This window comes from Kocuria sp. MNB10, assembly GCF_054073685.1.
Genome location: NZ_CM133411.1, coordinates 622,930 through 635,861, shown reverse-complemented (window position 1 = coordinate 635,861; position 12,932 = coordinate 622,930). Strand labels below are relative to the sequence as shown.

The following is a 12,932-nucleotide window of genomic DNA, read 5'->3' as shown; positions in this document are numbered from 1 at the left end:
CATGACTGACAACGACGTGACCGGTGCCGCACAGCAGCGCGTGGAACTGCGCGGTGTGGGGGTCAGCCCCGGGCGTGTGATCGCCCCCGTGGTGCACATGGCACCCGCCGTGAGCGAGCCGCCCGAGGGTGAGCCGCTCACCGGGGACGCCGAGGCCGCGATCGACCGCCTCAAGGCAGCGGCGCTCGAGGTCAAGGCCGAGCTCAAGGAAAGGGCCGCTCGGGCGCGCTCGGAATCCGCGGCGGAGGTACTCAAGGCCACGTCCCTCATGGCGGGGGACAAGGCCCTGATCAAGAACGCGGGCAAGCTCGTGACCGATCAGCAGCTCAGCCCCGAGCGGGCGCTGTGGCAGGCTGCCACGGCGTACGCGGACCAGATGCGGGCCATGGGCGGCTACATGGCCGAACGTGCCGCGGACATCGAGGACGTCCGCGCGCGCATCGTCGCCCGACTGCGCGGGGAAGACGCCCCGGGTGTGCCCCAGCGCAAGGAGCCGTTCGTGCTCGCGGCCGAGGACCTCGCACCGGCGGACACCGCGGTGCTGGATCCGGACGTCGTCGTGGCGCTGGTGACAGCCTCCGGCGGACCCCAGTCCCACACGGCGATCCTCGCGCGCAACCTCGGGCTGCCGGCCGCCGTGGCCGTCGAGGGGATCCTCGAGGTCCCCGCGGGGACGCCCGTGTTCGTGGACGGTGCCGAGGGCGCCGTTGTCGCGGCACCGGCAGAGCACGAACGCGAGGCAGTGACCGCGTGGCAGCGCGCGGCCGCGCAACTCGCGTCCTTCGACGGCCGGGGCGCGCTCGCGGACGGCACCGAGGTCCCGCTGCTCGCCAACGTGGGCACCGGCGACGACGCCCGCGCGGCTGCCGAGGCCGGCGCCGAGGGCGTGGGGTTGTTGCGCACCGAGTTCTGCTTCCTGGGCCGGGACAGCGAACCCACCGTGGCCGAACAGACCCAGGCGTACGCCGAGATCTTCGCGGCGTTCGAGGGCAAGAAGGTGGTCGTGCGTACGCTCGACGCCGGGGCGGACAAGCCCCTGCCCTTCCTCACGGACACCACCGAGCCCAATCCCGCGCTCGGTGTGCGCGGCTACCGCACCGACTGGACCACCCCGGGCGTGCTGCAGCGCCAGCTCGAGGCGATCGCGGCGGCGGCCCGGGAGACCGGTGCGCACGTGTGGGTCATGGCACCCATGATCGCCACCGCGGAGGAGGCCGCCCGGTTCCACGAACTCGCGAGCGCCGAGGGGCTGCAGGTCACCGGCGTCATGGTCGAGACACCCGCCGCGGCCATCACCGCCGAGCAGATCCTCGAGCGCGTGGACTTCGTGTCGCTCGGGACCAACGACCTCACCCAGTACACGATGGCCGCGGACCGCATGCTGGGTGCACTCGCCGAGTTGAACTCCCCGTGGCAACCGGCCGTGCTGCGCATGATCGAGCGCACCGCGGCGGGTGCGCGAGCGGCGTCTGACGCGTCCGGTGAACACAAGAACGTGGGCGTGTGCGGCGAGGCCGCCGCGGACCCCGCGCTCGCCGTGGTGCTCGTGGGGCTCGGGGTGGACACCCTGTCCATGAGCGCGCGCTCGCTCGCCGCCGTCGCCGCCGTGCTCGCCCGCGTGGACACCGCCCAGGCCGAGCGGCTGGCCGCACTCGCCGTGTCCGCCACGAGCGCGCGCGAGGCCAAGGAAGCCGTGCGGGCACAGTTGCCCGTGCTGCACGAACTGGGGCTGTGACCCCGCCCGAACCAGCGTCACCCGAACCGACCCAGCAAGGAGCTGACATGTCAGAACGCATTGCCACCGTGGCCTCCCGTGTGGGGCTGCACGCCCGGCCCGCCGCGATCTTCGCGGAGGCCGCCGGCGAGTACGAGAACCTGGAGATCACCATCCGCGCCGAGGGCGAGGACGCCGAGGAGGGCATGGACGCGTCCTCTGTGCTGTCCCTGATGTCCCTGGGCGCGGCCCACGGGGACAAGGTGGTCCTCGCGGCCGACGGCGACGGCGCCGAGGAAGCCCTCGAGCACCTCGCCTCGATCATCGAGACGGACCTCGACGCCGAGTGATCCTCACCACCGCCGACGCCGGGCGCCCCTGTGTGGGCACCCGGCGTCGGTGCTTTCCCGGGGGGGTGATCGTCGCATTCCGGTGACCGGGGTCGGGGCCCAGGGCGAGGAGTACGGTGAATCGCATGGTGCGGTTTCTCATTCTGACCGGTCTGGTCGTGGCCACGATTGCCACGGTTCTCGCAGCGGTCTTCGGTCCCTGGGGATGGTGGATCCTCGCAGTCATCCTCTTCCTGCTGTTGCTCGTGGGCATCCGCGATGCGACGCAGCGCAGGCACTCGATCCTGCGCAACTTCCCCGTGCTCGGGCACGCGCGGTTCTTCATGGAGAAGATCCGCCCCGAGATCCAGCAGTACTTCATCGAGCGCAACTACGACGGCAAGCCGTTCAACCGTGACCAGCGCTCGCTCGTGTACTCGCGGGCCAAGGGCTTCAAGGGCGACAAGGCCTTCGGCACCGAGCTCAACGTGAACGAACCGGGCTACGAGTACTTCGTCCAGTCCGTGGCGCCCAAGGCGGCCCCGGAGAGCGAGCACCGCGTGCGCCTGGGCGGGCCGGACTGCAAGCAGCCGTACGACGCCTCGCTGCTGAACATCTCCTCCATGAGCTTCGGCTCCCTGTCCAAGAACGCCGTGCTCGCCATGAACAAGGGCGCGGCCATGGGCGGGTTCGCGCAGGAGACCGGTGAGGGCGGGCTGACCAAGTACCACCTCGCCCACGACGCCGACATCATGTGGGAGTTCGGTTCCGGGTACTTCGGCACGCGTGACGAGAACGGCAACTTCGACCCGGAGGCCTTCCGCAAGAAGTCCAACCTGCCGCAGGTCAAGGCCATCAACATCAAGCTCTCCCAGGGCGCCAAGCCGGGCCTGGGCGGCGTGCTGCCGGGCTCCAAGGTGACCGAGGAGATCGCGGAGGCGCGCATGGTCCCCGTGGGCCAGACCTGCATCTCCCCGGCCAGCCACTCGGCGTTCACCACGCCGCGCGGTCTGATCCAGTTCGTGGCCCACCTGCGGGAACTGTCCAACGGCAAGCCGATCGGCTTCAAGCTGTGCGTGGGCTCGCGCGTGGAGTTCCTGGCCATCTGCAAGGCCATGATCGAGGAGAAAGTCACCCCGGACTTCATCATCGTGGACGGTTCCGAGGGCGGCACCGGTGCCGCACCGCTCGAGTACCAGGACCACGTGGGCACCCCGCTCGTGGAGGGTCTGATCCTGGTGCACAACGCGCTCGTGGGTGCGGGACTGCGGGACCGGATCAAGATCGGCGCCGCCGGGAAGATCACCTCGGGCCACGACATCGTGCGCCACATCATCCAGGGTGCTGACTTCTGCATGAGCGCGCGCGCCATGATGATGGCCGTGGGCTGCATCCAGGCCCAGGCGTGCCACACCAACAAGTGCCCCGTGGGCGTGACCACGCAGAACCCCAAGCTCTACAAGGCCCTCGACATCGAGGACAAGGGTGACCGCGTGGAGCGTTACCACCGCCTGACCGTGGAGGAAGCGGGCCAGATCATCTCCACCATGGGCTGCGAGCACCCCGAGGAGCTCACGCGTCAGATGCTGCGCCGCAAGGTCACGGCCACCCAGAGCATCTCGTACGAGACCCTCTACCGCTGGCTCACGCCGGGCGAGCTGTTCGAGGGCGTCGAAGGCGGTTGGGGTGAGGACTGGGATTACGCCGATCCGGACAAGTTCACCCCGGGTCACCCGGGCAAGTACGTGTTCAAGGGCCGCAGCCCGCTGGAACCCGGCGACGTCATGCCGGCGGACGATCGCGAGCCGGCGCTGTCCGGTGCCCGCGGCGGCGAGCGCGGTACCGAGTCCGCCACGCCGCGCACGAGCGGGCCGTCCGCGGGGCAGGCCTCCGAGGCGAACCCCGGGCAGTCCACCGCGGGCACGAGCCGGCGTCCCGAGGGGCAGCCTGGCAACGCGGCCGGTGCCCAGCACACGACGAGCGACCCGTCCCCGGACTCCGATCACGTGGACCCCTCCGACGACTCACGCACCCGCAACCCCGGGCTCGCCTGAGCCCGAGGGATACCATGTGAGGCGGTGCCGCGACAGCGCGGCACCGCCTCACGTCGTCAGTGCCCCCCTGTACAGGATTGAGAGAGCCTTGCGAGAATTCACGGCACGTTTTGCCACCGATCAGGAAATCGCCGAGTGGGACTCCCACGTCACGGCCAACCCCTCGGGCGGCAACCTGTTGCAGTCGGAGGCGTTCGCGCTGGTCAAGAAGGACCACGGGTGGAAGCCGCAGTACGTGGTGTACGAACCCACGGACGGTTCGCAGCCCAGTTACAACCTGGTGCTCGAGAAGTCCGTGCCCGCCCTGGGCAGGCTGTGGTACATGATCAAGGGCCCGGACGTGGCGAGCGTGGACGACATCCCCGGCATCGTGGCGGCCAACGAGCGCTTCGTGGCGGGTCCCGCGCGCGGCGTGTTCGCGATCAAGTACGAACCCGAGATCGTGGCCTCCGACTACGCCGCGGGCGTGATGGCGCGCAGCGGACTCGTGAAGTCCTTCGAGATTCAGCCCAACGACTCCACCGCCGTGCTGGACACGGACATGGACGAGAAGGCTCTGCTCAAGTCCCTGCACTCGCGGGGTCGCAACGCGGTGCGCCGTGCGACCCGCGAGGGCTGCGAGGTGGACCAGGTCCCGCTCACGGAGGAGAACATGCGCGCGATGTACGCGCTCATGGATTCCGTGGGTCAGGGTCACGCCAAGGTGACCCTGCGTTCCTACGAGTACTACCGGGCGTTCTGGAACAATTTTGCCGATCGCGGTCAGGGCCGGCTCTACTTCACGTACGAGGACGGCAAGCCCTCGGTCGGTGCCTACGTGATCTCCTACGGGCGCAAGGGCACCTACAAGGACGGCGGCTCCAAGCCGCGGCGCAAGCAGTACGGGGACTCGCACCTCGTGCAGTGGAGCGCCATCACGGACCTGAAGCAGGACCACGAGATCACCCAGTACGACTTCTGCGGGACCCCGCCCTCCGACCAGCTCAAGAACAAGGAGCACCCCTACTACGGTCTGGGGTTGTTCAAGACGAGCTTCACCAAGACTGTCGTGGATTACGTGGGCGTTTGGGATCAGCCACTCAGCCGCGCGAAATACGCTATGTGGAACAACGTGGCGGAGAAGGTACAGCGCCAGTTGTGGGTGCGCCGCACGGGTCAGCCCTTCTACTGACAGGCGGCCGCGGCCCCTCCACCCGGCCCCCGCTCGCCCGCAGGCGAGGACGTGGGCGAGCACGGGCGCGCGAGCGGATGCGTGTGGGCCGCACCCCAGCACACAGGAGTCGAACAGTGCCTGCGGCGGCAGGGAAGGGTGATCCCACGTGAGCGTGAGCGAGCAATTGACGCGTCTGGCGCGCCAGGGCTACCCGTCCTCGGGTGAGAGCACGGGCCCGCACGCGGTGGACGGTGAACCGTTCGGTCCCGCCGGGGACACCGCGCTGCGCGACGCCGTGCAGCACACGAGTCCGCGGCGTCGTACGCGTTACGCACCGCGCCCCACCGAGGAACAGGCCGCCCGGGCGGAACTGCGTAACGCGCCCGTGCACACCGACACCCGGACGACGTCGCAGCTGCGGGTCCCTGGCGTCCGTCCCCGCAGCGCCGGGCACGGTCCCGCGACCGGCACCGGAACGCCGCAGGTCTCCTCCCTGCCCGTCCTCACACCGGGCCAGATCGCCGCCGACCGCGCGGGCCAGGGGCACCGGGCGGCGGTTCCCGCGGCATTGACCGAACCCATCGGCAGCCCGTCCCGGCGTGGCACCGCCCCCGCGAGCTCACCCGTGGAGCGCCCGGAAACCGTGGCGCACGAGCCGGCGCCCGCGACCACCGCGATCTCGCGGGGCGTGTACCCGGCCACCCGGGTCAAATCGTCGCGGGCACCCAAGGCACTGTTGCGCTCCCTCGTGCAGGGGGACGCCGCGCCCACCGCGCCCATGCGTGTGGTGGACCGGCTGACCGCCACACCGTTCCAGCACCTGCGCAAGTTCGGGGACAGCACGGACCGCCAGGCCCGGCGCACCCTGAACTTCGCGCTGCGCCTGGCCGAGACCATGTTCCACTACGGCGCGGACGCGCTGGACGTGGAGAACGCGATCATCGCGGTGTGCGCCACGTACGGGGTGGAGAACCTGGACGTGGACATCACCAACCAGTCGGTGACCATCAACTACGTCGCGGAGACCACGGCCACGGGCAAACTCACCGCCGCCGGCGAGGCCCCGCGGCGGGTCACCGAGGACACCGGTTCCTCCGCCCACCCCGCGACCGCCCTGGCGGGCACACCCGGGACCACGGGGGAGCAGCGCGGGAGCTCCGCGCCGCGCACCGGCCAGGACCCGTGGGGCGATTCTTCGACTTCGAGCCACACCGTGATGCGCGTGGTGCGTTCATGGACCGACAACTACGCGGGTCTCGCGGACTCCCATCAGCTCGTGACTCGGATCATCGAGGGCAACACGCCCCTGCGGGACGCCGAACGGGAGCTCGCCCGGATCAACGCCCGGCCCAAGCCCTACCCCAAGTGGGTCGTGTGGCTCGCCACGGTGATCGCGGCGGGGACCATCACGCTGGCGATCGGCGGCAGCCCGGCCGGTGCGCTCGTGGCTGTGGTCTCCTCCGTGGTGGTGCAGTCCGTCACGGCGAAACTGGGGGCGTGGCGGATCCCGGAGTTCTTCTCCCTCGCGGCCAACGCCCTGGTGGTCACGCTCGGTGCCCTGTTGATCTCGGCGGTGGGGGTCGAGGTGTCCCCGCCCAGGGTCATCGCCGGTGGGATCATCATGTTGTTGCCCACCACCCGCATGGTCTCCACGATGCAGGACGCGATCAACGGTTTTCCCGTGACCGCGGCCGGACGACTACTGTCCACCGCCATGGCGTTCCTGGGGATCGTGGCCGGGATCGCCCTGGGGATCACCTTGTCGGCGCACCTGGGGGTCCCACGGATTGACGTTTCCCAGTCCGGGTTCACACCCGCGGCAGCCATGACCAACACGGTGTTCATGCTGATCTCCACCGCTCTGATCGCGATCACCATGCAGGCGAAGCCGCGTCACCTGCTGCCCGCCGTGGCCGCGGCCCTCGTGGGCCTCGGTTTTTACCACGGCATCGGTAGCTTCGATCCCAGCACACGATTGGCCACGGGCATGGGGGCTGTGGCGAGCGGTTGCGTGGCCGCGCTGCTCGCGGCGAGGGCCAAGATCCCGCAGGCGATCCTCGCGATCCCCGCGATGACCTACCTGCTGCCCGGGTTGAGCCTGTTCCGCGGAATGTACGCGATCACCGTGGAGAACGAGACCACGGGGGACGGCATCACGGGACTCGTCAACGCCATGGTGTCCATCGTGCTGCTCGCGGCGGGCGTGGTGCTCGCCAAGTACCTCATGCGCCCGTTCATCGAGCGGATGCAGTACCTCTCCCAGCGGCGCAACCGCCGCCGCTGACCGGTCAGAGGATCTTGCCCACGGGCAGCTTCTTCTCCGCCTGGAACGTCTCCTCGGCCCGCCCGGCCGCCCAGTACCCGGACAGGGATACCTGCGAACGCTCGAGCCCGCGGACGTCGAGCAGTTCCTTCCGGGCAGCCTTCATGGCCTCGCGCTCGCCGTGCACGAACGCCTGCACCCCCGCGGTGTCCTCGGGCCACGCGGCGTTCGCGAGTCCCGTCACGAGGGCGCGCTCACCGTCCCGCTGAGCGGCGCGGTGCACCCAGCGCACCCGGACGCCCTCGGGGATCGCGAGGTCGGTGAGGTCGAGTTCGTGGGAGGCGTCCTCGACCTCGAGGACGGCTTCTCCGCGCGCCGAGGCGGGCAGCGCCTCGAGGTTCGCGAGCACGGCGGGGACGGCGGCGTCGTCGCCAGCGAAGACGCTCCACGCGGCGGCCGGATCCGGGAGCCACTTGCCGCCCGGGCCGAGCGCCACGATCCGGTCGCCGGGGGACGCGGCATCCGCCCACGGCCCCGCATAGCCTTCGGTGCCGTGCAGGGCGACGTCGATCCATACGGTCTCGGCGTCGGGTTCCGTGTGGCGCAGGGTCATGTGCCGCGTGACGGGCTGGTCCTGGGGTGCGGCGTTTTCGCGCGCGGCCCAGTAGTCGGGGAACGCGCCGGGCGCGGTCGCCGCGAGCGTGGCTGCGGAGAAGAAGACGAGCTTGACGTACTTCTCCGGCGCCTCCATGTCCTGGAACTGCTCGGCGTTCTCGATCCTGCACACCACGCGCACCATGCCCGGGGAGAGCTGAATCCGGTCCGTAACCGTGAGGTTGAGCTGGGGTTTGCGGGGTCGCGCCGGAGTTTGTGCCATGCGTCCAGCGTAGGTGCTGCTACGCGGGCAGTTCCCACGAGACGGGCTGGGCGCCCTGTTGTTGCAGCAGCTCGTTGGCGCGGGAGAACGGGCGGGAACCGAAGAACCCCCGGGACGCGGACAACGGGGACGGGTGCACCGATTCCACGGTGGGCGCCCCACCCAGCCAGTCCTTGGTGCCGCGGGCGTCGCGACCCCACAGGATGCCGACGAGGGGTTGCTCGCGCGCCCCGAGCGCGCGGATCGCGCACTCCGTGACCGCTTCCCAGCCCTTGCCCCGGTGGGACGCGGGGGAGCCCGCGCGCACCGTGAGGACCCTGTTGAGCAGCATGACGCCCTGCTCGGCCCACGAGGACAGGTCCCCGTGCGCGGGCGGCGTGATCCCCAGATCGGAGTGCAGTTCCTTGTAGATGTTCTGCAGGGACCGCGGGATCGGGCGCACGTCCGGGGCCACCGAGAACGAGAGGCCCATCGCGTGGCCCGGGGTGGGGTAGGGGTCCTGGCCCACGATCAACACCTTGACCGCGGACATCGGCTCGCGAAGCGCGCGGAAGATGTGGTCCCCAGCGGGCAGGGTGTGGTGGCCCTCGGCGTGTTCGGCGCGCAGGAACTCGCCCACGGCCCGGATCTGCGGCTCCACGGGCTGCAAGGCACGGGCCCACTCCTCGTTCATGATCTCGTGCAACGGGGGCGGGGTGTTCACGGTGCGACCTCCAGGGCGTGCGGCCTCCGGGTGCCGCCCGGAGCGTTAGGGTTGAGCCCATGTCTACCACGGGCGACGGCCTCGACGAGCTCGACCGGGCCATCCTGGACCTGGAGTCCGAGCACTGGAAGTACCGCGGCGCCAAGGAGTCCGCGATCCGCTCCCGCCTGGGGTTGAGCCCCGTGCACTACTACCAACGGCTCAACGCCCTGATCTCCTCAGAGGCCGCCGCGCGCCACGCCCCCATGCTGATCTCCCGGTTGCGCCGCGCGCGCAATCGCTGAGTGGGTCCCCGGGTGCGCGTGGGATAGTGGGCAGCGCACCGCGGACCCCTGACCGCCGCGGGTCCGGCAGGCGGGGCGCACGCCGTCCCACGGTCCCGGCACCCGCGGGTCGGCGCCCCCGATCCCGCCGTTCGTTGAGGAGAGCCACAGCATGAGCGAGTACCCCCGTGACGAGTTCGACGACGTCCCCGAGGACGGCGCCCGGCAGGGTGCCCACCGGGGCCATAACCCGAACGCCCGAGCGGGGTCCCGGGGCAAGTTCCTGGCGATCCTCGTGACCGGTGTGCTCGCCCTCGTCCTGGGGGCGGTGGCCTTCGTGAACGCCCCGCGCACGGCCCAGGAAGCGCTCGCCCTCCCCGCCGCAGCCGTTGCGGTGTCCGCGGACGACGACGCCGCGGCCGGTGCCTCCGCGGTGGGTGCCGTGGCGCTCGGGACGGCCGCGAGCGACGTCGTGCCCGGAGCCCCCGCGGCCGCCTGAGCCGCCCGTTCAGCCGGGGACGAAACATGAGTCCACTGGACGCAGGGCGTTTGCGGTTCCGGCATGACGAGTGCCACTATGGGATTAGCACTCAGTCGCGTGGACTGCTAACCGGGTCCGGTGGTGGTCGCGCGGCGGACGAGTGACATCACGGTGAGGTGGTTGCGGCGCGGTGAGGATCGCGGCGCGGCACCGTCCGTCGCGGGCATCGTGATGACAAGTCTTGTTTGTCAACCGTCCAGGAGGGACGAAACACATGGCAAAGATGATCGCATTCGACGAAGAAGCCCGCCGCGGCCTCGAGCGGGGCCTGAACACCCTCGCGGACGCCGTCAAGGTCACCCTCGGCCCGCGCGGACGCAACGTGGTCCTCGAGAAGTCCTGGGGCGCCCCCACGATCACCAACGACGGCGTGTCCATCGCCAAGGAGATCGAGCTCGAGGAGCCGTACGAGAAGATCGGCGCCGAGCTCGTCAAGGAGGTCGCCAAGAAGACCGACGACGTCGCCGGTGACGGCACCACCACAGCCACGGTGTTGGCCCAGGCCCTCGTGAAGGAGGGCCTGCGCAACGTGGCCGCCGGTGCGGACCCGCTGTCCCTCAAGCGTGGCATCGAGAAGGCCGTGGCCGCCGTGACCGAGCAGCTGCTGTCCTCCGCCAAGGAGATCGAGACCGAGGAGGAGATCGCCGCGACCGCGTCCATCTCCGCCGCGGACCCGGAGATCGGCAAGCTCATCGCCGAGGCCATGGAGAAGGTCGGCAAGGAAGGTGTCATCACCGTCGAGGAGTCCAACACCTTCGGGCTGGACCTCGAGCTGACCGAGGGCATGCGCTTCGACAAGGGCTACCTCTCCGGTTACTTCGTGACCGACGCCGACCGTCAGGAAGCCGTCCTCGAGGACCCCTACATCCTGATCGTCAACTCCAAGATCTCCGCCGTGAAGGACCTGGTCCCCGTACTCGAGAAGATCATGCAGGCCGGCAAGCCGCTGCTGATCATCGCCGAGGACGTGGACGGCGAAGCGCTCGCCATGCTCGTGCTGAACAAGATGCGCGGTGCCGTGAAGTCCGTGGCCGTCAAGGCCCCCGGCTTCGGTGACCGCCGCAAGGCGCAGCTTGCGGACATCGCGATCCTCACCGGCGGCCAGGTCATCACCGAAGAGGTGGGCCTGTCGCTCGAGTCCGCCACGATCGACCTGCTGGGCCAGGCCCGCAAGGTCGTGGTGACCAAGGACGAGACCACCATCGTGGACGGCGCCGGTACGCAGGAGGAGATCGAGGGTCGCGTGGCCCAGATCCGCGCGGAGATCAACAACTCCGACTCCGACTACGACCGCGAGAAGCTGCAAGAGCGCCTGGCCAAGCTGGCCGGCGGAGTGGCCGTCCTCAAGGCGGGTGCCGCCACCGAGGTCGAGCTCAAGGAGCGCAAGCACCGCATCGAGGATGCCGTGCGCAACGCCAAGGCCGCCGTGGAGGAGGGCATCGTCGCCGGTGGTGGCGTGGCCTTGATCCAGGCCGGTGCCAAGGTCTTCGAGTCCCTCGGGCTGTCCGGGGACGAGGCGACCGGTGCCAACATCGTCAAGGTCGCGATCGACGCGCCGCTCAAGCAGATCGCGCTGAACGCCGGTCTCGAGCCGGGCGTGGTTGTGGACAAGGTACGCGGGCTCGAGACCGGTTGGGGCCTCAACGCCGCCACCGGCGAGTACGAGGACCTCATGGCCGCGGGCATCAACGACCCCGTCAAGGTGACCCGTTCCGCCCTGCAGAACGCGGCGTCCATCGCCGGGCTGTTCCTGACTACCGAAGCCGTGGTCGCGGACAAGCCCGAGCCCGAGGCCGCCGGTGCGGGCGCGGGTGCCGATCCCATGGGTGGCATGGGCGGTATGATGTGATCTCGCTCTTCTGAGTGAGTTCCGCCCGCTACACGGGCGGACATTGCGAGAACCCCGGGGACACGTGCTGTCCCCGGGGTTCTCGCATCTCCGGGAGTGCTCGTGCACCCGGGTGCTCTTCGCGCGCCCGGGTGGTGGCCCCGGGGCGGTCCGCTGAACCGCGGGCCGATGCGGGACCGGGCGATCGCCTGCCAGCGGCGGTGGTTCAACGTGTCGGGAGGTTTTGCGAGGATGAGCGCATGACGATCATCGCTTCCGCGGACGGCTCCGCACTCGGCAACCCCGGACCCGCGGGGTGGGCCTGGTACATCGATCCCACCTCGTGGCGCGCGGGGGGTTGGGCCCACGGGACCAACAACATGGGCGAGCTCACCGCGGTGCTCGATCTGCTCCGCTCCACCCGGCACCGCGCGGACGAACCGCTGCGGGTGCTGTGCGACAGCCAGTACGTGATCAACTCGGTCACCAAGTGGATGCCGGGCTGGAAGAAGAAGGGCTGGAAGAAGCGCGACGGCAAACCCGTGCTCAACGTGGAGATCATGAAGGCGCTGGACCGCGAGCTCTCCGGTCGGGACGTCAGCTTCGAGTGGGTCAAGGGGCACGCGGGTCACGAGCTCAACGAGGCCGCGGACGAGCGCGCCCGCGCCATGGCCACGGCCTACCAGTCCGGCACCGCGCCGGAGGACATGCCCGCGGGGCCGGGCTTCCGGGACGACGCGGGCCGCGGAATCGAGGCGGGAGACGTGGAACCGGATCTTTTCTCCGCGTGGGCCTCCTCGGAGGACCTCCCGGCGGGTCACGCCGGGTCCACGGACTCCCCAGATTCCGGCGGCACCCCCGAGCATCTCATTTCGGACGCGGCCTCGCGTGAGGCCACGGTCCTCGGCCGCGGGAATGCTCCCGGTGGACCGGGGGAGTCCCTGCACCCCGACCTGGTGTGCGTGGACCGGCGAGGTGCCACGGCAGCCCCCGAGTCCGTGCTGAGCATCGTCGAAGCGGCAGGGTGTGAGCCCCGGGAGCTGCGGGTCACGGCCCTGGGCGCGCACGCCTACCACGTGAGCTACCGGCTCGAGGAGACATCCGTCGTGACCCGGCGCAGTTCCGTGTGGGTCCGCGAGGACCAGCACCACGACATGGGCCCATGGCTACTGCGGTACCACCAGGTCACGGCGGAGGTCTGAGCCCG

11 protein-coding genes are annotated in these 12,932 nt (G+C 70.1%); 9 read left to right on the top strand and 2 right to left on the bottom strand.

The annotated features are described in order from the left end of the window. Position 1: 1 nt before the first annotated feature. From ptsP to ACW9PK_RS02815, 5 genes are all read left to right on the top strand, one after another. On the top strand, positions 2-1,735 hold the full coding sequence (gene ptsP / locus ACW9PK_RS02835; protein WP_064847220.1) for a phosphoenolpyruvate--protein phosphotransferase: 1,734 nt from the start codon (positions 2-4) through the stop codon (positions 1,733-1,735). 47 nt (positions 1,736-1,782) lie between these two features. Further along, positions 1,783-2,064, top strand: coding sequence for an HPr family phosphocarrier protein (locus ACW9PK_RS02830; RefSeq protein WP_035963817.1), 282 nt, complete (start codon positions 1,783-1,785; stop codon positions 2,062-2,064). A 125-nt stretch (positions 2,065-2,189) separates the two neighbouring features. After that, the gene (locus ACW9PK_RS02825; RefSeq protein ID WP_457016403.1) at positions 2,190-4,097 is read left to right on the top strand and encodes an FMN-binding glutamate synthase family protein; all 1,908 of its coding nucleotides are present in this window, start codon (positions 2,190-2,192) and stop codon (positions 4,095-4,097) included. A gap of 88 nt (positions 4,098-4,185) precedes the next feature. Further along, positions 4,186-5,268 carry a lipid II:glycine glycyltransferase FemX gene (locus ACW9PK_RS02820; protein WP_457016402.1) on the top strand — a complete coding sequence of 361 codons (1,083 nt, stop codon included), beginning with the start codon at positions 4,186-4,188 and terminating at the stop codon, positions 5,266-5,268. A gap of 148 nt (positions 5,269-5,416) precedes the next feature. Continuing rightward, on the top strand, positions 5,417-7,534 hold the full coding sequence (locus ACW9PK_RS02815; RefSeq protein ID WP_457016401.1) for a threonine/serine exporter family protein: 2,118 nt from the start codon (positions 5,417-5,419) through the stop codon (positions 7,532-7,534). Positions 7,535-7,538: 4 nt separating this feature from the next. Here the strand turns inward: ACW9PK_RS02815 and ACW9PK_RS02810 are convergent, their stop codons facing one another. Then, positions 7,539-8,390, bottom strand: coding sequence for a siderophore-interacting protein (locus ACW9PK_RS02810; protein ID WP_457016400.1), 852 nt, complete (start codon positions 8,388-8,390; stop codon positions 7,539-7,541). A 19-nt stretch (positions 8,391-8,409) separates the two neighbouring features. Continuing rightward, positions 8,410-9,093, bottom strand: coding sequence for a uracil-DNA glycosylase (locus tag ACW9PK_RS02805; RefSeq protein WP_206051961.1), 684 nt, complete (start codon positions 9,091-9,093; stop codon positions 8,410-8,412). A gap of 59 nt (positions 9,094-9,152) precedes the next feature. On the opposite strand from ACW9PK_RS02805, the gene ACW9PK_RS02800 reads away from it, so the two are divergent. The 4 genes from ACW9PK_RS02800 (at position 9,153) to ACW9PK_RS02785 (ending at position 12,927) form a co-directional block, all read left to right on the top strand. Then, positions 9,153-9,377: a DUF3263 domain-containing protein gene (locus ACW9PK_RS02800; protein WP_035963809.1), complete on the top strand. Its 225-nt coding sequence runs from the start codon at positions 9,153-9,155 to the stop codon at positions 9,375-9,377. 151 nt (positions 9,378-9,528) lie between these two features. After that, positions 9,529-9,855 (top strand): hypothetical protein, encoded by a 327-nt coding sequence (locus tag ACW9PK_RS02795; RefSeq protein WP_240505689.1) that lies wholly within the window; start codon positions 9,529-9,531, stop codon positions 9,853-9,855. A gap of 256 nt (positions 9,856-10,111) precedes the next feature. Further along, the gene (groL, locus tag ACW9PK_RS02790; RefSeq protein WP_064847215.1) at positions 10,112-11,746 is read left to right on the top strand and encodes a chaperonin GroEL; all 1,635 of its coding nucleotides are present in this window, start codon (positions 10,112-10,114) and stop codon (positions 11,744-11,746) included. Positions 11,747-11,985: 239 nt separating this feature from the next. Then, positions 11,986-12,927: an RNase H family protein gene (locus ACW9PK_RS02785; protein WP_313361934.1), complete on the top strand. Its 942-nt coding sequence runs from the start codon at positions 11,986-11,988 to the stop codon at positions 12,925-12,927. Positions 12,928-12,932: the final 5 nt, after the last annotated feature.